17 protein-coding genes are annotated in these 20883 nt (G+C 50.3%); 8 read left to right on the top strand and 9 right to left on the bottom strand.

Annotated features, from left to right (window positions below; genetic code table 11):
- The 6 genes from VE954_RS18905 to VE954_RS18930 all read right to left on the bottom strand — a co-directional run.
- A partial coding sequence (locus VE954_RS18905) for a hypothetical protein (RefSeq protein ID WP_324955600.1) occupies window positions 1-536 on the bottom strand: 536 nt, incomplete at its 3' end.
- Window positions 536-2536: a caspase family protein gene (locus tag VE954_RS18910; protein ID WP_324955602.1), complete on the bottom strand. Its 2001-nt coding sequence runs from the start codon at window positions 2534-2536 to the stop codon at window positions 536-538. The genes VE954_RS18905 and VE954_RS18910, both read right to left, overlap by 1 nt.
- Entirely contained in the window at window positions 2533-3327 is a 795-nt protein-coding gene (locus tag VE954_RS18915; RefSeq protein WP_324955604.1) for a hypothetical protein, read from the bottom strand. Before VE954_RS18915 ends, VE954_RS18910 begins: the two co-directional genes overlap by 4 nt.
- Window positions 3320-3799 carry a sigma-70 family RNA polymerase sigma factor gene (locus tag VE954_RS18920; protein WP_324955606.1) on the bottom strand — a complete coding sequence of 160 codons (480 nt, stop codon included), beginning with the start codon at window positions 3797-3799 and terminating at the stop codon, window positions 3320-3322. The genes VE954_RS18915 and VE954_RS18920 overlap by 8 nt, the downstream gene beginning before the upstream one ends.
- A 164-nt stretch (window positions 3800-3963) precedes the next feature.
- On the bottom strand, window positions 3964-4872 hold the full coding sequence (locus tag VE954_RS18925; protein ID WP_324955608.1) for a hypothetical protein: 909 nt from the start codon (window positions 4870-4872) through the stop codon (window positions 3964-3966).
- A 528-nt stretch (window positions 4873-5400) separates the two neighbouring features.
- Window positions 5401-6000 carry a hypothetical protein gene (locus VE954_RS18930; protein ID WP_324955610.1) on the bottom strand — a complete coding sequence of 200 codons (600 nt, stop codon included), beginning with the start codon at window positions 5998-6000 and terminating at the stop codon, window positions 5401-5403.
- 555 nt (window positions 6001-6555) lie between these two features.
- On the opposite strand from VE954_RS18930, the gene VE954_RS18935 reads away from it, so the two are divergent.
- Together VE954_RS18935 and VE954_RS18940 are read left to right on the top strand one after the other, a co-directional pair.
- Complete coding sequence (locus tag VE954_RS18935; protein ID WP_324955612.1) at window positions 6556-7302, top strand: RICIN domain-containing protein; 747 nt, start codon at window positions 6556-6558, stop codon at window positions 7300-7302.
- Between the two features lie 279 nt (window positions 7303-7581).
- Window positions 7582-8232 carry a DUF4360 domain-containing protein gene (locus tag VE954_RS18940; protein WP_324955614.1) on the top strand — a complete coding sequence of 217 codons (651 nt, stop codon included), beginning with the start codon at window positions 7582-7584 and terminating at the stop codon, window positions 8230-8232.
- A gap of 9 nt (window positions 8233-8241) precedes the next feature.
- Here VE954_RS18940 and VE954_RS18945 read toward each other — a convergent pair whose 3' ends face one another.
- Window positions 8242-9033: a hypothetical protein gene (locus VE954_RS18945; protein WP_324955616.1), complete on the bottom strand. Its 792-nt coding sequence runs from the start codon at window positions 9031-9033 to the stop codon at window positions 8242-8244.
- 241 nt (window positions 9034-9274) lie between these two features.
- Between VE954_RS18945 and VE954_RS18950 the strand changes: the two genes are divergently transcribed.
- The 6 genes from VE954_RS18950 (at window position 9275) to VE954_RS18975 (ending at window position 17943) form a co-directional block, all read left to right on the top strand.
- Window positions 9275-10984 carry a right-handed parallel beta-helix repeat-containing protein gene (locus VE954_RS18950; RefSeq protein ID WP_324955617.1) on the top strand — a complete coding sequence of 570 codons (1710 nt, stop codon included), beginning with the start codon at window positions 9275-9277 and terminating at the stop codon, window positions 10982-10984.
- Window positions 10985-11201: 217 nt separating this feature from the next.
- Window positions 11202-11963 (top strand): hypothetical protein, encoded by a 762-nt coding sequence (locus VE954_RS18955; protein ID WP_324955619.1) that lies wholly within the window; start codon window positions 11202-11204, stop codon window positions 11961-11963.
- Window positions 11964-12579: 616 nt separating this feature from the next.
- A complete protein-coding gene (locus VE954_RS18960) occupies window positions 12580-13917 on the top strand; it encodes a hypothetical protein (protein ID WP_324955621.1) in 1338 nt (445 codons plus the stop codon).
- 441 nt (window positions 13918-14358) lie between these two features.
- Window positions 14359-16737 (top strand): hypothetical protein, encoded by a 2379-nt coding sequence (locus VE954_RS18965; protein ID WP_324955623.1) that lies wholly within the window; start codon window positions 14359-14361, stop codon window positions 16735-16737.
- 15 nt (window positions 16738-16752) lie between these two features.
- Window positions 16753-17280 carry a hypothetical protein gene (locus VE954_RS18970; RefSeq protein ID WP_324955625.1) on the top strand — a complete coding sequence of 176 codons (528 nt, stop codon included), beginning with the start codon at window positions 16753-16755 and terminating at the stop codon, window positions 17278-17280.
- 33 nt (window positions 17281-17313) lie between these two features.
- Window positions 17314-17943 (top strand): hypothetical protein, encoded by a 630-nt coding sequence (locus tag VE954_RS18975; RefSeq protein ID WP_324955627.1) that lies wholly within the window; start codon window positions 17314-17316, stop codon window positions 17941-17943.
- Window positions 17944-17986: 43 nt separating this feature from the next.
- Here VE954_RS18975 and VE954_RS18980 read toward each other — a convergent pair whose 3' ends face one another.
- On the bottom strand, window positions 17987-18736 hold the full coding sequence (locus tag VE954_RS18980) for a DUF4360 domain-containing protein (RefSeq protein ID WP_324955629.1): 750 nt from the start codon (window positions 18734-18736) through the stop codon (window positions 17987-17989).
- Window positions 18737-19039: 303 nt separating this feature from the next.
- Window positions 19040-20719: a right-handed parallel beta-helix repeat-containing protein gene (locus VE954_RS18985; protein WP_324955631.1), complete on the bottom strand. Its 1680-nt coding sequence runs from the start codon at window positions 20717-20719 to the stop codon at window positions 19040-19042.
- Between the last annotated feature and the right edge of the window lie 164 nt (window positions 20720-20883).

Below are 20883 nucleotides of genomic sequence, written 5' to 3' on the forward strand. Positions count from 1 at the left end.
ACATCAGAGGCACGAGTGTCGGGTTTTGAGACCTTAGTTGTCGATGTCAGAGGCCATGCAAAAGCCAGCCAGTCAATTCCGAAATGCAGATTCTCGTGAATATCCCATTGGCGGCCAACACCAGACTCAGCAAAGAGCCCCCGGGCCTTGAAACGCCTGCTATGGAATGAAGGGTAAGGACTGTTACTCAGATCAAAATACCCATCTGCCTGGAAAGCTGAAACTCCGCCCCAAATGACGAGCCCGCCTTCAAGTCTTTGCCGCCCACCCCAGAAGAATTTGTGCATATGAACAGTGGACAAAGCTGCCGTATCACCCCACTCTGTTCCAGGTGATGACGACTGCAGAAGGCCATATTCATAAACAAAAGAAAAACCGGGTGCGTAACGGGTCTCGTATCCCAGGGCCAGATCCAGACTGGTTTCTTCGAGTGCAGCTAGCGACAAAGGCGCCGCTGCGATAGAGATCGCTTGATCGTTGGCGAACCCTGGTAATGAAACCCCGAGCAATATCAAGGTCATCCATAGTCCTTTCATCAGGCACCTCCGACAAATAGGTAAGAGAATCCCAGCACAAACCCTCGATGACGTCGTTCGAAATCACCTTGATCTGAAGATTCGAACGTCAGAGATTTTTGGGGATCAATGCGTGAGATTTCCTTGTGCGAAAAGATCTGCCTGACCTCAGACACCCCGAGAATTAGGGCATAATGCTCCGCAATGGGCATGTGATAAAATAATCTTAAACGCCTCACAGACAGGAATTTCGCTTCATATTTCGGCTTCTCTTGCTGCTCGTCCCGATGCAAATAAGTTCCGGCGTCAATGTTCAAGGAGCTACTTGCCAAAGGCAAGCGGAAACCAAAGGTAAACCCGGCTGCTGGATACTTGCCGTTGCTGCCGAAATGCAGGCTTGTATAATAATATCGAGGTCCGGTGCTGAGACTAAGGTAGGCAAAACCCAGCGAGTCAGTCCACGATTCCATCCTGAAAATTCCACTTCGGATAAAAACCACAGGAGCCAGAGATAGGCCTTCGATCGTATTTGAAACATTGACGAGGCCTATCTGAAACCCTGTGACAGGTCCAGCTATATTCACAAGACCAAACTGGACACCGCGCAGCTCTCCACTGGAATTGAAAAATCCAAGCTGGCCGCCGATGGTCTGTCTCGCGGCATTCGCTGAACCGAATTGCAGACCCTTGATGGTATCGGTCGAGTTGAAACCACCACTCAACTGAAGCCCGTATACGGTCCGATGATTATAGCTAAAACCTAAAGCAGCGATGACGCCTTCAGCTTCTTCGCTCACATGCCCAACCAGTCCGATACCGGCACCGGTGACTCTTGGGATGGATCCCACTAAGGGCGTGACGTGGATATTTGCATAGCGTTTATCCTGAAAATGACCTGGATCGTATGGCTCTGGCCAGAGGCTAAACCGGTAGAGGGTCTTTTCCAGAAAGACAGGATAGGTCTCGTCGCCGCGTGTCATGACCTGCTCAGCAGGCACTTCGAGCAATTTGAGATTACCCACTGATACGCGCTGGTTATCAGCAAGGGTAAATCGAGCGACAAAATACCGATCACCGGAACTCTGTATCAATTCGTAAGTTCCCGACTCAAGAGCCAGGATCTGAGGATCAGGCCCCTTTTTGTCAAATTCAGCCACAAAAGAACCGGAGAGAGCCTTCAAATAGAATCGCCCGACCAAATTCCTCGGCACCTCCAAAGACGAGCTGGGTTTGCGTAAATTGGTAAGGACGAGGTCACCCTGCCCCTTCAATTGAAAATCATAAGAAGGATGCTGGACTCCCACCCGGGTCTTTGCTGTCCGCTGCAGCGTTTCCGAGTAGGCATGCTGATAAGCCTCATTGAGAGTCACGAGCTTATCCCGATTGGAATCAGCTGCTCCCCGCAGGCCCGATATCAGGAAATGAGTGAAAAACGAGGCATTGAGTCTTTCTGATTCCTGTGAAGCTTCATCGGCAGAACTCGAGGTTACAATGGCAAAGCCAGAACTCTGGTGGACCCCGCTGAAAAGAAAAGCCTCTTGTTTTGTACCCCCTTTTGTCGTTGTGAGGGCCCCTGAGTTACATGAGTCGAGAACCAAGACCTTGACCTTGGCTGAGAGTCCTTGGATGCGAGCCTTAAGGTCTGAGTAACTATAGATTTCGTTACCCATGAGCAAGCCGTTCTCATTGGAATGTCCCGAATAATAAAAGACGAATTCACTCGGCCGATTGGTTTGCTGCATCAGCTTGCCGATTTCCGCCAGGCCTTGGAGCAGACTCTTACGGGTTGAATCGCGGAGAAGCCGCATATCCTCCTGGTTGACGCCTCCAATCTGCTCCAGCAGCCTCCCGAATGCCTCAGCATCACGGTCGGCGAAGCGCAATTTCGGGCGATCGAGGCCACCATTGTTGGCTCCGACCACCAGAGCGTAGCGTCTCGGCGGCCCATCCTTCGCAGCGCTCAAGCTTGCGAACGGTATCAACGCGAGAAACAAAATGAAGCTTAGGCGAAATCCCTTCATGGATTTCCTTTTTTGATTAGGATCGTTGACTGCTCAAAACCCTTGTCGATGGGCAGATGTTCGAGCCCTTCATAGTCTTTTTTCACAGTCAGGCTACGGAGCGTTCTTTCCATGGCTGGTGTATCAAACGCTTGATGGGATCGAATCAAGTAAAACCGCTCGAACCGCGGGGATGCATCCAGCTTATAAGCTGAGCTCAGATACATGCGGGCTCCGGTCTTAAGCTCGTTCGATTGCGACGGACCCTCCGGAAAATGCTGCGTCCAAATCCCCTGGGAATCTACGGAGAAGATCATCCCGTAACCAGCTTCACGCGTTTCGTAGGCTAGCTGTACGACATCTCCGGGCTTGAGCACATCCCCTGGACTTAGCTTGACTGCCCCGTCCAAGGTTTTTTTGAAAATGAGAAGATGGGCGTTGTCGCCTTTCACCAGTATCGTATCTGAGTCGATAGAAAGACGCTGCGGGATAAGCAACAGAAGCACACTTGCTAGGAGCACCAACGGCAGAAAAATGAATGGCGCTACGCGTCTAGACCTAGGAAAAGTTGGCTTGTTCGCGTGATTCGCGGACCGAAGCCTCCCTTTGAGATCCTCAATTCCATCCTCGAAACGGTTTTGCAGCCAAAAGTCTTTGTTTTCCTGCTCAAGCTTGCGAAGCTCGGCCAGGATCAGTTCTTCGCCAAAGCGGAGCGTCAACTTTTGTTTGTCATGATCATTCAAGTCTCCGGTTGACCAGCGTTCGAGGTCGAGCTGCGGAACCTGACTTTGCTTATTATTGTAATCAGCCATCTTGAAGCCTCTCCTTAGCTACTTCATCCTTGAACTTTCGAAGTCGTTTCCGAACTCCTGAGACGGAAAGATGAACTTCCTTAGCCACCTGTTCCAGAGTCAACCCGTCGAGAAAGAGAAGGGCGGCTATCAAGCTCGTTGATGGAACTTGTTTTCGCATTAAAGTCTTGACGAATATCGACGTCACAGCTTGCTCCTCTTCGGAATCGCTCTGCGCTATGGTCAGGATCAGGTCACTATCAGGAACCTCGGGCCGACTCCTGGATGAGCGGATGATGTTAAGGCAGGTGTTGGTTGCGACCTGATACAGCAATGCCGATGGAGCTGCGTCGGTCAACTGCCCCTTGGCTGTCAGGACCTTCACGAATACATCCTGCATCGCTTCCCTGGCTCTTTCCTGGTTTCCGAGAAGCCGTAGGCAGCGCCTATATACCATCGGAGCGTATTGCTTATAGAGTTGTTCGATATCCAATGAGCACTCCTCTACGGATCCATGAGACTCAACACCTCCCGGAGCCAGAACTGTTACCAGGACTGTCAATAATTTTTGCCTGAGTGATATCAAAGAATTACTAGAATATCCAAAGGATCCTTTACAAAGAATCCTGGAATGATCAATACACGTGAGGGCAGTTTTCAGTTAATTCCATCTGATGACTTCGTCGCAGACGTGGCAGCAGCTGCTGCGTCAGCCTTGGCTTTTTCAGCTTCTGCTCGCGCCTGAACGGCTTCAGCCCTGGCCTTTTGCACTTCCGCTTCCAGTTCCTTGTTTTTGGTTTCCAGCTGCTTATTCTTCAACCTGAGGGCATTGAGCTCAGCTTGCAATGCCGCAGCGCTGGCTCTGGCCGCACCCAGATCCATTTTGGTTTTGCTTAGATCCTCTGTGGTCTTTGCATGAATGCTCTTAAGCTCAGTATACCGGTTTTTTAGGTTCGTAAGGGCAGTGTCCAGCTGCTTGATCCGAGAGCTGGCAGCGCCGAGCTGCTTTCTCAGTTCAGAGTTCTTCACCTCCAGCTGGGCCGCCTTGTCCTGAAGTTTACGATTGGCATCCTGCCGTGTAGCCAGAGCCGCTGTCAATTTCGCGTTGGCGGCCTCCATACCTTCGAGCTTACCAACCTGCTCATCATAAACGTCACGGGCTTTTCTAATTTCTTCAGCTAGTCGTTTAGCCACAGCTGCTTCCCCTGTCCTGGAAGCCTCCAACAACTGTTTGAGCGATACGACATCAGCATCCTGCTTTTTGCTCCTGGTTTCAAGATCGATGATCTTCTGCTGCGTTAAGCTCTGCTCTTCAGGAGTAGGGGCATTGTCCAGCTCCACCTTCAGCTTGGCAAGGTCAGCCTCAGTTTCAGCCAAAGCTTGCGTTTGAGCTTCCAGCTGAGTTTGATAGGCATTCTGCGCCTGGGAACCAGCTACATTCAAATCCTCGATATAGGCGTCCAGCTGATTTGCCTTTTCATTATTAATATCCAGCTCTCCAGCAATTCGCGAACGCTCATCCCGAAGCCGGTCAACTTCCAGACCGAGCTCTCTATTTTCTGTCACTGTTTTCTCGAGTTCTTCAGTCAATGAGTTTGGCCTACCCGTCCCACAAGATGCGGCCAAAACCACTGAGAAAATGAACAGCCCGTAATGTCTCATACGCCCCTCCAGATAACAGTACGATTGGATTCACCCCTGGAAATTCAATATGCAATAATAAGGATCAGTATCCGTTCATAATTGGTGTCCCGGAATTCATTTTGAGCTGCGATTATCATCATCTTCTTTCAATCTCCGGGCCATACTCTTATGGCAGGAATTTCCCAGATTTATCTCTTGATCCTGCCCCTCTGGAACCAACATCTATCTGGTCCGCTGACCTAATAAGTAGCCTAAGTTAGCGTTATCCAAGATTAATCAGGTTAGTGATTAGGTTCGTGAGGCGCTCTTCGCCGAATAAGTGACCTTGGAACAGTCTAGCTTGTTGATTTAGGAAGATATTTTCGAGAAAAGGTCGGGACCAATGACCCCGGCGACATGCTGCGATCCGTCCATGGAAAGCCATTGGCCAGTTGATGGGAATGGCCAGAATTACCTAATTAAAGTCGACACTTTCGGACAGACTCCACTAAACCCTTGAAATGCAGATGCCTTGGTCGCCAGGACAGCTTGTCTAAGAATCGGTTCCACCACTGGATACTGGGTGCCCATCATAAGTTTACCTTGCATAATAAGAATTTGTGCTTCTTCAGCTGAAGCAAAATCCACGGCCTTTCTCTTTACCTCCAGGAGGTTAGTGATACAAGGACTGAAATCAGCTTTCATGAGCACCTCGAGCGAGCATTTACCGGGGACACTGATAGATCCCGTCACATAGCCTTTCAACGCTGCCAGTTTCTGCCTTTGCAATTGCATAAGAAGATAACCATCGGACAGATATTTCGGAGTCAAAAGTTGGGAAGTTCTCATCAATTCCGTGTCAGTCATGCCGGCCGGACCTTCCTTATAATAAATACAACGCAACTTGTGCCCAAAAGAATCAAGCACAATCTTTCCGCTGCTATCCTTCTTCTCAACGGACCAGAGTATGAGCTTGGCTCCATTGACATTTGCATGGCTTACAAATCTTTTGACATCGGAATCGGGTGTCTGTGGTTTACAATGAGTGGCTGATAATGCGATGGTCACCATGATGAGTGTCTTCAGGATCAACTTGCTGCGCTGTTTCATAAATGCTCCTTGGTGAAAGCAACTTTGAGCCGTAACCCGGCAACGGCAACACCACAGCAAGATTCCAGCCACTGCTCTGTGCGATCGGAATCCAACCCTATTTTTCGTTGGCAGAGATAGCAACTGACCCACTCAGAATGATCCCAAGTTATTGAGAGTAATGTTCGTTCTTGCCAAAAATATTTTTTTTAGTGCCGATGGATGAGAGTGGCATGCTCAGTGCGTCCAACAAATCGGCTGCATAAATATTTTTCGCGTGATGAATGTCATACTGGAATGAATCGCACATCACGTGCTCGATCGCGTAACTCGATGATAGAAGGGCATTGTTGCTCTTGGATATCGGCATCATAAATTAATAAATCGAACTTTTTCCTGACGACGCGCTTTGCGGACGACGACGCCTTCTCAAAAGTTGATTTGAATGCTTATAGGGTCTTAAACGGTTTGAGCACTTGGACTCATAATTGCTAGCTGTCATGGACGTCATGGGTAAACTTTGCAATGGATGGTGTTATGCTCAGCAAGTCTATGATCCTTGGAACGTTGATGCTTCATCTCGCAGCTTGTGGCGCAAAGCGCGCGACCATTGAAGCTGAGTCTGCAGACGACCCAGCCGAAATTCGCCAGGATTTGGATCAAGTCAATTCAAATATCAGGAACCTACAGGATCAGCTTGAACAATCTCAGCGCATGTCCGACGAAGAAAAGGCGAAAATCCAAATGGAGCTCGATAAGGCGCTTGCTGATAAGCAGGCGCTTGAAGAGGAAAAGAAAAAACTCGAGATGCCGTCCACGCCACCCAAGCCAGCCGTCGTTCCACCGGTTGCGAAGCAACCTACTCCGACGGTGAAATTGATTGAAAATCTAGTCTTTTTTGTTCAAAGCGATTGTATGAATGTGTTTTCAGCATCAACGGTCGATGGTGCGAATATACGTGCTTTTACCTGTAATGCAGCTGATAATCAGACCTTTAGTCTTGAATATGTGGACGATACCTGGTTCAGAATGGTAGCCAAGCATAGCAGTAAATGTGTTTACGTAAATGCAGGGTTGACGACTCCGAATGCTAACATACATCAGTGGGCCTGCCGACGGGATGGAGATACAGCGGAACTCTTCCGCTTCTTACCGAAATCCGGGACTGAATTTCAGCTCCAAAATAAAAAGAGCACTCTTTGTGTCTTTATCGATGGCACTAAGGACATAGTACAAAACACTTGTACGACGAACCCAACTTATTTTAGCCAGAGAGGGGCATGATAGTATGCTTCGATGCCTGGGTTCAGGTTGGGTTGCGTTATGAGTTAAGGCAGTAACCCGGCGGGGGCGTATCCCCTCGTCGCAGAACTCCCAAAGGCCGAAACTAAGCAAGTCTTGGCAGATCTTTTTCCATCTTATACTCCCGCCAGGACAACGAGAGATCATGATATCAAGCCCTCCACACATCATGTATGCCTGATAGATGCGGCCCAAGCTTGGTACAAACCCTGCAAAGGAGAAATTGGAATCACTCCTCCATTGGCTTGAAAGGTCAGCAACATGTTACGTTCCAAGCGTGTTATCCCCAGTCTCCTTCTTAGCGCCCTTAGCCTTGCCACTTCGACTTTCGCCAGCGAGCTGGTACCGGATGAACCGGTCAGCATCAAGTCAATCAATTTCGCCGGCGGCGGGTGTTCATGGGTACACATGCCAGCGTCTGTTTCGGAAGATAAGACGGCCCTGAAATTCATCTACGATGATTTCAAGGTCGAGTTAGGCCCTGATCTTCCCCTATCGTATGGTCGGTCCCAATGCGCAATGCGGCTCAAACTCAACGTTCCCATCGGCTGGCAGTTCACGCTCGGATCCTTCCGCTATGCCGGATACATGGACATCGACGAGGGAGTGAGTTCCACCCTTTACACCGACTTCCAATTTGAACGTCAGGCGGCCTCGCCACGACTTTCACTCCAAAAAAATGGTCCTTGGTCCGGTCTCTATGTCTATACTGATCAGTTCGGGCTCATCACATCCACCTCCACTGAACTTTGGTCGCCCTGTGACAAGGAACCACACCTTACTATTAGCACCAGTCTCGTCATGAGAAATTTCAAGTCAAAGCAATTTCCGAGCGCCGAGGGTTCGTTCGCCATCGATTCAGAAGAATTGGATCCTGAAATCGACCTCATATGGCGTCGCTGCTCCCCCTAAGCCATCTCATTACCATTCTATCGGAGGAGGGTTATCGCGGACCTCCTGTTCCGTTAAACTATGCATATTATAACTAGCCCACGTCGATTCTACAAAACGCATGCGACCAATGCCCACATCTCCATTGGTCTTCCAGTCGTCCCAGACCGAATAGGGGTTAAGCCAATAATCAGCGCCTGAACCTGCCAGAAACCGAGCATTTTGGCGGTCATCGGGCTTGGTCTTATCGTCCAACACCAGCCTTGCCTGAAACGTCGTGAAAATCCCCCCAATATCGTTGGGATCGATTGGGGCGCGGCCACCACGGGGCCAAAAGTGAAAGTTAAACCCATGGCCGACAGGTACGGAGATGCTACCATCGTCTTCACGACGAATATCCGCTGGTTGATTATAATCTCCACTGAAATCTTCACGGTAGGCGGCACCTTCAACATCGTCACTGAATTGAATTCTTTTCCAGGTCTTCGATGCTTTGCTTAAAAAGTATGCTGCAGAGTTGCGAAGCGCCACCCTGGTATTCACCGCTCTTGACCCTTCAGCAGCCTCATAAACCTGTCCCCAGGCTGTCAGTGCTGTCCAGCTTCCCGCGTCGTTTCCCATGCCCACCCGTGGCTTTGCGCTCCAGCTGTATGAAGCAGGGACCCCGTGCATAAGACCCTCGTGAGGCGCCAGCATATCACTAACAATGACGTCCAGTGAATTGAGTGAAGTGTCTGCATTCACGCTACCCCTGCTCGGCGCCGGGTTTGTCATGCCGGGAAGAGATGAGTCTTTTGAACAAGCTTGAATCGTTGTCAGCATACTGAGTACCACTCCAAGCCAAGGGGATCGTTGAAGCAGTCGGTTTTCTCCGAGTCTCTGGCGCATAGGTTCCCTTTCTTATTATAGGGTCGAGTCTAGCCACATCTTTTTTAAGGCAGCGAGGCCATGTTGGGTCTAACCATTCCACCAGAACCTCATGATTGTAAAGCAGCTTCATAATCCTGCCTGACTCGGCTACCTTATTTGACTCGACCCATTGCCGCCATCAAAGGAGCTGTTCATGCACCGTTCTTTGCTGAATCATAGAGGAGCGATTCTATGGCTCGCCGTGCTTTCCACTCTGCTTGTGGGTACGGGTACAATCCACGGAACCCACGATTCACGACGCGCCTTACTCAAAAAGAATGCACTGCCAACAGCCTGCATCAGTGAGTCACGCTCCAGGGACGTAAGAGACTTTGGTCCCTTTATTGCGGACGATATGTCCAAGGCAACACAACGCTCGAACACGGATACTATCAATAAGGCCATCGCGGATGCAGGCCGGGCAGGCGGTGGTGTTGTCTGTCTGCCATCTGGTAGTTTTTTCCTCGCCACCAATCCCGATCGTGGCTGGGGATCGTCCGTGATCATCGACGTCGACAACGTCACGATATGGGGAGCTGGTATGGATTCTGGCATCGGTGGGACTCGGCTCCGTACCCCCGGTGAATGGGTGTTGCGAGACGGAGCGGTTTTTAGGGGCAATGGTATACAAATCCTCGGAACGGCCTCGCTTCCGGCACGTAAAAATATTGTGCTTCGGGACTTTGAGCTGGATGGCGGCTCGGGGTTTACAGGGAATTATGGATGGCCCGCCGACCCTGTGACTGGGGACGGCTGGGACATCACGCATAAAGGTATTATACTCGCCGCTAATGATCACGTCGATGACGTGACCCTCGAACGAATCTGGGTTCACTCCTATAAAGGCGAGGTCATCTACAATGGAGGCGCAGGAATGGGTAAGCTCACTATTCGAGGCATTAAGTCAGAGGACACCAACGCTTCCACATACAATGTAACTCCAGCCATAGGCTCTATCGTCGAAGATTCTGAATTCGGCAAGGGCAGGTTTTGGATTGAGATCGGAACGCTTTTCGCGGCCAAGGGCACTGAGTTTAGGAACAACAGATTTCATGATGCACAGGCAGATGGAGCCATCGCTCTGGCCCAGGGCGATCTGTCAACTCAGCCTTATATCTTTACTTCGAATCGCTTTGAGAACTGTCCAGGCTCTGCCTTTCTGATCGCCGGTGGCGTCGGTGGGCCCGTGGATATACTCCACAATGAGTTCATCAATTGCGGCGGCATCCAGACTTCTTCGTACAACGGAGGCCCATTGAGCCCGAACGGGATGAACCAGAATATCACGATCGAATCGAATGATTTTATCAATCCGAAGTACCTTTTCTATTTCTACCAGCATGGCAAAAATATCAAGATACGCAGGAATAATGTCCGAAACCTGACAAATAGCTCAACGCAGACGACAGCCATATTTTCTTGCGCGACTGTTTTGGAAAATGTTTTGATCGAGAACAACCGCTTCGAAAATGTTCGGGCTCCCGAAGCCGCCTGTAGCCCTGCTGCTATCGGCATGCCGCTGTTCAGCAATAATTTATACGCTAAGGTGGAAGTTCGAGAGGGCCAAGGCTTTCGTTACTTGGATCAGACTGACAGCATGATTGTTCCGATCTTCGAGCAAGCCTTCGTCTCAGCCTCCGAACCCGGAGTGATAGCGTCCCTTTCAACGCAGGGCTACGCCGATGGTCAGAAGCTTGACATATTCGTGTGGGATGGTGCGGGCCCGGTCCGCTTCCAGAAGGGCGCGGTATCTTATTATGTCGAGGAAGACAGAAGCGTTGCCATCAATTCATCCATCCGATTCACGTTCCATAAAGCACTGCAAAGATGGATAGAGGAGTTGCCATCGTCAGAGCCGAGTTGATCCCACGAAAGTCAATCCAACTATTTTCATGAAATTCCTTTCTGATCAACTTGTCAAAAGCCAGTTTACACCGAGAGACTTTAATTGCGTTCTGTAGCGCCCACAGACATTGAAATGATCATAATCAGCCGCTATATTTACGCTGAATTATAAATTCCGCAATGTGGCCTGCATGGCCATTGCAACTCTTTCCAACTTAATACAGGGAAACCAAAGTATGTATCGTAAAACCATTTCTACACTTTTGGTCTGTGGCATAGCTTTCGCTCAGATGAGTTGCTCCGATGGACAAAATCAGTCTCAAGACAATTCGGAGCAAAAAATCGCGCCTGCCCTGGCCGGCCTGGTCGTTGGTTGGCAAGCCATCGCAGGTTGGGTTGCACTTGGCGGAGCGGTTAGTATTGGTGGCTATGCTTTTTATGTATTCGGCAAGCAGGATGCTGCCACCGCCGAACTCGATAAACTGGTCGCACAGGATAACCAGTTGATTAGTTCGCAGTACAATCAGACCGTCTCGTCCATCGGTTCAACGCCGAACGACTATGTCCGTGAAATGGGTTTTGGAAGGGACACTCTTGCGAAGATATTCGACGCGTCACGCCTAGGGATCGCGAGAGCACAAGGCAGCGATTATCGCAACGGCGGCTGTGTTGTAGCCAGTGTCACAAGCTTGGAAGGCGGATCCAAGGGTTTCAGTTGGACTGGTAAAGCACCGTTCCAGAGTAAATTCGATGTTGTTGCAGCGCAGTTGACGGCGACATCGAAGGCTTACGGGAAATGTTTTGCTGACGCGTACAGGAACAGCCCGGATTTTCGAGAAGCTATCCAGGAAGTCATTCCTTTTGATTCACTTCCTGAGCCGAATCTGGAAACGCTGATTACTTATTCATTTTTGACTTATAGAACCGGCCCAGTTATCTTAGGTGCCTGCAGCCAACCTTTTTATGCCTATACGTTCAACAAAACCGACTGTCGCTGAATAATCTTTTGAGCGACCAACATGATCCCAAAATTTATCGCGCTGAAATGAGGTTCTTGACCGTATATCTCAAGCCTCATTGTGGAGATTTTAGATCGTTGATTCGATACATTTTCCAAACAAATCAAATAGTTAAAGGCCTTTTATCGCCACAATGTTGCCTTTAGGCACCACAGTCTTCTAGCATAGGTCATTTTCCTTCGAAATTACTGCTTATTGCGGCACTCGCACAGGAAAATAGCCTCCCTTCGATCTGGGATCGCTATAGGGAATACTCGGATTTTACTCATGATATTTTCGGCCCAGAAGTTGATACGTTTGACAGGCGATCCGTAACCTCATCAGAAAACGCTCCAGGCGGATAACCGCCTGGAGATTTCGTTCAATGCTTCGTATACGTCGCACGCCACACTGAACTTAATTGAAACCTCAGTGATCAAAAAAAATCTGCTTCCCCATAAAATCGCCTACAACAAAGAATGCGAATCCATTACTGTTTCGTCAACTGTCACCTGGAATCCAAGTTCATAGCAAATTAGGTATTACTCAGCACTTTCCTCGTTTGGAGATTGCGAATACGATTCGTGCAATGCGAGCTAGAAAAGGAAAAATCAAAATGAAGAAAACCACGTTAGGCCTTGTGGGCTCTATCGCTTCTCTGTTTTGCACATGGGCTGTTCAAGCTGCCAGTATTGGACCTGCAACCACAGGCCTTCCAAACCTTTCCCAACTCCAAGCGCTTAATATCGACCCCAATGACCTTGGCCATTCAATGTTCATCAGCAATAATCCAGAAACTGTGACAAACTATGGCGTTGTTGCATCAGCCGACGGATTCAGTGGCAACCCTCAACGAGGCGATACGGCGAGCTACCCGTACACAGCTTCGGCACCGAACTCCAGCATGCAAGTCATTGACTGGACAAACACCTGCTGGCAGATGGGCTCGACCTCGCCCTTTCTTACGAAAAAAATAGAAGTGTATATTGCCCACATAATGGCAGTAAACGGCTACATATCATTTGGCCTTACGGGGACTAAAGGCACACGAGTCAAAGTCAAGGGACACCTCCGATCAGGACCCTGGAATACCAGGAGCCCTAATTTCGTTTCTGCCGAGGTCAGTCGATCCTTTTATTTTGGCAATCCCGACGAACGCATCATAACGTTGGGAGACGGTTATACTCAAGTTGAGGCGGTTCCAGGCGCAAATTCTTATATTGACGGCAGGTTGAGCATCGAAGTTATAGATACTGGATTCGACTCTTGCGTTACGCCTATCGTTCTTGCGCAACCTCAAGCTGCCACCTGGGCCGGACAACCCGTGCCTTCACAGGTAGCAAAAGGAAATGTTGCTTGGATCAACTGGTTTAAGGGCGTTGGCCATGGACGAGCCATGGGAGTTTATTCAGCCAGCAAAATCGCTGCTACAGAAAACTTTTCATTGCCAGGACCTTATTACTATCGCGGATATCGCATAGCATCTGAAGAACAATCTATTGCAGCGGACAGATTCGCTTCCGATTCAGCCAACGACAACTTCGGAAACTATGGGACACTTTATGATTTGAAATTCAATATAACCAACAGTGGATCGACATGTATGAGTGTACGCCCAGAAATTGTAAGCTATGCTGGCCTAAAAGGAAACCAGGCACCCACCTATGGCGTATATAATGCAATAAAAGAAGATTTGCCGAGCATTTACTGGAACGGACCGGTATCAATCGGCGTCGACAATTCTACACCTTTCCTCGACCATATTGTCCTCTATGCTCAGAAAGACTTCTCAAAATCTGAGAATGCAATGATGCAGACCTCCAGGGATGGAATTGGCCAATCGCTGATCACGATCAATCCAGGTCAAACAAGGTCTGTACAGTTGCGAATGAGCGTTCCCGGGCTAATCTCTGCACCCGCCGCTGCTGTATTCACGAGCGAGGTCTGCCCCTAGAAGTAAGCCGCTCAGTTAAGATTTTAATGACCCTCGCGCCAGGATCGAAAGGCCGACTGGACATCGAGGGTCCCCCTTCGCTGCCACCTTACCTCGCTCTATCCACTGCCATTTGCAGATTGCGGGCTTAAGCCTGCTTCTATCCTGACTTGGAATTTCCATATCATGGGGCTGACATCCTGAACCCAGAGCTTCGACTCTAAACAAGTCATTTTGACTTTTTATCGTGTCCGTTTTTTTGATCATACTTGTCCGGATTTGAGGACAAAGTCTCGTCTGAGGCTTTGATTTTTCCCCATCCCGTGACGTGAAACGCCGAACATCTCAGTGCAGTAGGATTTGGTCTTATCCTTGCTTCATGTGGCTACGGTTGCACGAATCAAAACCGGCATTTGAAGACAGCACGATGCGGTCGGAAAAGGAACGCCAATGAGGAGCTCAGTGAACAAAGCGCTTATTGCAATACTCGGAGTCTTGATGGCGTTGGCGTGCCAGCCTTTGAAAAAAGCGGGGTATGTTTTTCTTAATGTTCCGTCGGGACCGTCGGCATTCAATCTTGGTCAGGCAGCGATTGACTCAACACTTCTTGAAGCCAGGATGTATAAGGTCATCGACCGTCAGAGCACTGAACTCAAAGACCTGCCTGCGACATTTCCCGTGGTGATCCTGAGCCAAAAGACGCAAGACGCAGGCGGGTCCGCCGTCATTCAAACCATAGGTTTTGCTATAGACTGCAAGGGGCGGGATCCTCAAGCTGTCCTGAAAGCCTTCGGGGACGTTTTTCTGGATTCGGATGATGTCGAAGTTATCGCCGAGAACGACTTGAATGCTTTATTCAAGGTCGCAGAGCAGCCCATCCTGCGTTGCGATGCTCTGGTTGGTCAAAATACTGGACTTCCTCTTTTTAGCCAGGTCTTCCGTGTTCTCGACCAGAATGCCAACAAAGTCCATCATGTGGTTCGATTCAATGCGTCGAGCCCCAGGGATAAGCAGCTCTTTGAACTGGGTTGCTCGAACCTTCTCGATGCCTTCTGGAAGGAAACGCCCGATCGAAAAGCCATCCCGGTCTTGAGAGAGAGTTTCGGAGACATTCCAGGATCCGAGAATGTTGGTGCTTTGCATTGTTTTAGCAGTGCCTCGCCACTTCCGCAGAATTTATTCCTTCCCGCCCATCCTCAGTCCGACCCGGATTTTGATGCCCGGCTTTATCGCGTCCACGATGCTGAACAAGGCCTCATGCGCGTACTTCTAACCCAGGGCAAGGCTTTTCGTCTCAACTGCTCGGCGACCGACGGTGCCTTGCAAGAGGCTTTCGGTCTTCCTTCGACGGGCAGCCTGGAGATCATCACCGCCAATGACCCGGAATTTTCTGCTGTGATGCAGGGCCAAATGGCTGAGCAGCCTACCTTGCGGTGTCCCAGCGCATTATACCCGCAGTTCGCGAGCCAAGCCTATCGGATTATCAATCAACAAGCGAACGACGTGCAGGCTGCCCTGCGCAATCCAGTGATGAGGCTGGTCGCCGATGAGGCTGTTCTTGTGGAATTCAACTGCGAGTCTGCCGCTCGATTCTTCGCGCCTCAGCTGCTGGATGAACTGGCTGCTGATCCTGAACGCATGGTGCCTATCACCAGCGAATCCAAGGAGTACCTGGTTCGAAAATATGTTCCAGGGCAGTGGAAAGCGAGAGTTTATAGCCTAGGCTGTGGCTCGGAGGCGGATGTCAGGCAACTCCCCTTTTATAAGTCATGCTTGGACTACCTTGAATCCGCAGACGACACGGGCGAAACGCGGGCCGTGGCTGCCTATATGAAGGCTTACCGGCAAGAGGATGTCGGGGATAACTTGAGTACGCTGGAAAAATGCCAGAGGCATAGCGCTCAGCTCATGAAGTCTGCTTCCCTGGCGCTCCCAGACGCAGGAATTGAAACCCTCAAACCATTTAGCCGTTTGCGTAAGCTCAAGGCCCTGATCGTGCCAGGCAATCGGCTCGATGGCGTTGATTTGGAAGATCTCAACGTTATGTCGTCGCTTCAGGAACTGAATCTGGCTCGAAACAACCTTCATGATCTTCCTTCATCCCTTGGATTTGGATCGCAACTGATTTCCATTGATCTCAGTCAAAACTCGTTGAGCTCCGTACTGCCTCTCAAGCAGTTCACGCAGCTCGCTGTTCTCAACCTTGCCGAGAATCCCTTGGAGTCTCTGACGGGCCTTGAGGCTCTGCGCTCCACCCTCAGCTATCTCAATCTTAACCAAACTCATGTCTTTCAATCGAAAAGCGAAGAAAGTCTCCAACAACTGTCCCTGCTCCATCAGCTCAAGTTCCTCGATGTGTCGCATTCTGGACTCAGCATCCCTTCAGAGACCCTGGCTAGCGCTTCGCACTGGGGTCGAAAGTTCCCTGGCCTCATCTATCTGAATGTGAGCGGCAATGCGATTCAGGGTGATGTTTCCGCTCTTCGCCTGATCAACAATTCAACTGCGACCTTGAACAACTATGCGGCTCTCGTGGGTCTGGACACCGACCTTCATAACCTGCAGGCCTACGAAGCACCGGAGTCGCAGCTAGTCGTGCAGCTTCCAGAAAGGGATGACCCGGCTGCCCAGCGGTTGACTGCCGCACTGGCGATCCCCGCGCAATTCTATCGAGTCCTCTATCGTGAAGACCTCAAAGATCCCTTTGAAAATTTGGCCCTGAGCCGGCAGGAGCGGCTGTCTTTGCCGGCTCTATTCTTTGACCCTGTGGCTATGGATTGCACCAGTGATCTGACTTTGGCTTTGCCTGATGTCAAAGCCTTATGCCAGATGCCTGAATAGGAGAATACAGATATTATGAAGTGCAGACCCTTGGAACTGTTCCCTGCGTTGGTCGTGCTCTGCGGTCTTGGCCCCAACCTTGAAGGCGTATGCGCCGCTGCTGATAACCTTGATAAAGTCGTCGCGCTTCAACAAGGGCAGATCAGTTCCATCCTGGAGAGGATGGATAGAAGCTGGAAACCTTGCGGAACCATAGACCAGATTGCAGCAGTCTGTTCGCTGCCCCAGTTTCCGCTCAAAGATTATGAATATGCCATGATTTATAACGGCGAAGAGCCTCAACCAGTGACCTGCGTAGTCTGGAATCGAGGTAAAAAGATACATAACCGCCTGCCTTATCTTATTTACACGGACGACCCTTCAAAAGATATGAAGTGGGGGGGCTTTGCCTTTTACACCGGTACCGATGCCGCTGATGATGATTCCTGTCCGAAGGGATCCTGGCGTCATCGTTACTGGTCGCTGTCTGCCAATAATCAGGTGGTGACGGAATTTTCGAATGGATGCGTGGACAAGCTCGAAATCTACTGCCGTCGACGATAAGTCTTACCTGGGGCGTTGAGAGGATGAAGTTTGATGAGACAGAATGCAAACCAACTGTGTTATTTTTCGGCGATCGTCTTCCTGCTGTCGAGTGGCCCGGGCGTTCAGGCTGCTAATAAGGAAATGGATCAGCTCCGAGCGCTCCTTGCGATCCAGCAGGGTGAGATCGCGAGCCTGCAGGAAAAGCTCAAAGTGCCGCGATTCGTTGGAACTTCCGACCTGCCCATTGACTTCAAGGATGCCGTTGGGCCTGCGTGGAAAAGGTTGCAAATGGGTTGGGGTCAGACTCATGCGGCAGAATTCGACGAGGCCGTGGACCCGGGACGTAAGCTTCAGGCCCGTGTGTGTCTGATGTGGAGCGATGGCTGCACCGCTGGGAGCTTTTCCATCAAGCTGGTTCCCGGGGCTGGGGAGGCGGATGTTTCACCACAGGATTCAAAAACTCCCGTCTATAGCGCCGATGGCTTTGGTTTCACCTGGAGTGACCATAAACTTTTCCACACGCGTTGCGGTCCCTGGATTGATGCGCGGCCTATGCTTGAACAATGTGGCGGCGGCTGGGGCGGGACCTGCCAGCTCATGAACCGGCGGGACCAGCAGACCTGTCAGACAACCATTAACAGAGGGCACATTGAATGGAGATCCTTGCCAGTCTCCCGCTAACCCAGTGGACATAGTCTGCAGCCAAGAGTGTCTTAAAGCGGCCTCAAGGGCAGGGCACGAGTTTGAAGAGGAACGACCCAGTGGACTTGACCGCCAGAGTACCTGTCCCTTGTGGAACCTGAGCGACCGCAGCAAAGTGCAGAATCTCTGAAGTTCCGCAACCCGATTTCACGGCATTGGCTTTAAGCGGTGGGCTCAATTTCTGAGTGTTGCCGGCCGGGACAGCGATCTCGGTGAAATTCGCAAGTCCATCAAAATCGCTGTTGAAATAATAGTTGCCGTTTATAGTGCTGCCGCTGGCCGGGAGCGTGGCTTCGATATTGACCTTGGCATCAGCTGTATGCTGGACAACCAGCTGCTTGTTCTGTGGGACGTTGAGTGAAAGGGAATATCGGCAGAAAACCCGGAACAATGTGGTATCCGCTGCAATAGCCGTGAGGTTGGGATATTCCAGCGAAAGGTGCCCGGTAACATTGTCCATAACTGCCTTCACAGGCGTTCCGGCCGAGGGACAGCCGTTGCCGCCGAAGATGGAGCTCACGATCTCTGGAAACTGACCTTTTTCGGATGCGCCCAGGACCGCAGGATCTGCCGCCTTGTCCGCCATGGCCTTGTCAGTGACTTCTTGTGTCACGTCATCAATTTCGGAGTCGGTGTCCTCGTCCCCGGAAAGGATTTTTTCTTCGGACTCATCACGTCCACCCGCGGATTTTTCACTTTTCTTTCGGCTGCAGTTCGCCGAAACCACTAGGGTGAGGAACAGGAAAGGCAGCAGGAATTTACTCTTACGCATCTTAACCTCCAATGGGAACTATCCTGGAATCCACAAGGTCACCCTTTGCAAGTAACAAACCCTCGACCAAACCGAAGCAATTCATAATCATATTTTTTATATCGTCACCAAACGTCTGTATTCTGAGCACCTCCTGGCACTTCCGTCGACAGCTTGCGACACGGTGACGATTGCGACAAGCTCACCATGCAACCACGATGGCATCGGTCGCCGCAACCACGTTGAGCATTCATCCTATTAAGGATGCAGCTGGTATGGCGGCGGCTCTGGTGGAACCGGTAGCCGGCCGCTCCCTGGCCAGCATCATTTTGCAGAGGATGAATCCACCATGGGTGCTTCGTAAAAGCCTGGATCTGGGGGCGATGTGGTCTCATCTATCTTATGTCCAAAAAAATCTCGATTCACCCGAGGCAATTGGAGTGCTTCCAGAGCAACACCCGCATTGATGAGAGGCGACAGCTTGCTCAGCTGGTAGCTCGTCGGGGTCGTCCTGCTTTTTGGCTCCATGGGAAGTTTTACACTGAATCCTGGTTCCCAGGCATGGCCACTGGGCTGGCCATTCCACATCTCGCGCTGCGTACCCAAGCGCCAATTCTCCAAGCTGGTAAAAATTTTACCTTGATCGTCAAAGCGCGGGCTGCCTTCTGTGTTGAAATAGTTGTTGCCTACGAAGGTTGCGTCAAACCCCTGCTCCAACGACAGCAAGGGAACCGTACCTGTCGTGACAAAGATATTATTGGCCACGACCACGTTTTCAATACCATCACTGATCGAGCTGAAAGCAACCGGCTGACCGGTAGAGGATGGCTCTATGTATACAGTATTCTGGTAAATCGCAGCGCCGCTGAAGGTTGTATCCCCTAGGCGGAATAATGTTATCCCACCGTATAGGGAATTTCTGCGCCCATCATTGACGCTGAGGTTGTAGCGCAGGATATTGTTCTTCATCGGCCGTGCTCCCTCGTACTGCCCCATCAGGTAGCCGGCTCCGTCATTGTCATGCGAGAAATTATACTGCATGACTGAGTCCTGACAACCACCATCGAGGTCAAACCCTCCCCCATCAGCATAGTTACCGGTTCGATTATGGTGAGAGACGTTGAACTGGATCGTGACACGGCTGCAGTCCCAGGCCCAAATTCCTACGGGCCCACCGCCTGAATTGTGATTTTCGCCTCCGTTTTCATAAGCCAGATTATATTCAAGCAAGGATCGCTCGATGTTTCCGACGACAATTCCATTGCCGCTATGATTGGCGAAGTATTCAGGATCGCCGTGATTATTGTGGACGGTATTACCTGCTACATAAAAATCGCGGTGAGCGTAGCCTATCAGCTCGGCGTCAGTGTAGCCCCAAACCTCGAGTCCAGCAGCCTTGTTATGATGCAAATGGCTTGACTCCACGCGGACTCGCTCAAACCCCGAGAGTTGGTTGTACGCTCTGATAGAGATCCCATTGCGAAAGCCGCTGACTTCGACATTCTTGATGATGATATTCCGAAGCTTTACATTTCCGTCCAAATCATTGAAGAAGGAGATGCCTGCTTCACGGCTGGCGACGTCAGCTCCGTGCAGCTGCAAGTGCTCAATGCTAATGTTCCCGATATTGTAAGCAGTTATTCCAGCTTCTCCAGCAGGAGCCACGATGCTGGCCCGACCATTCCCAAATGAGCTGACTCTGATATAACGATCATCATCGCGGCTATCCTGAGCGTCAAACTTAAGGGGTCCTTCGAAGGACTGTCCGGCTTCCAAGAGGATATTTACTTGGTCATGGATGTCCATACTATTTATCGGCTGAAGGCTCCGCCAGGCTTCGCCAGGTGAAAGTCCGCTTTGCTTATCATCGCCGTGTACGCTTACATAGTAGTTTATTGATGCACGTGCTTCGGGTTTGACAGCTGCCATAACATGAGGAGCATAGGTCGCTGCCAAACCTAGGTAGAAAACATGAGTGATCAATATCAATAAGAAATTTTTCATCCAATAACTCCAGAAAACGTTGTTTTTTTCGAGCTGGGAGCAGCTTACAACGTCTTGCAATGGGCTGGCGAGAGAACTCATTCTCTGGGTCGATCAATTTCACGATCTGAAGTCACGGTGGAAAAAAAAGTCATCACGAAGTAATTAATCAAGAGTTCAATCCT

Origin of the sequence: Oligoflexus sp. (genome assembly GCF_035638955.1) — a bacterium.
Classification (GTDB): domain Bacteria; phylum Bdellovibrionota_B; class Oligoflexia; order Oligoflexales; family Oligoflexaceae; genus Oligoflexus.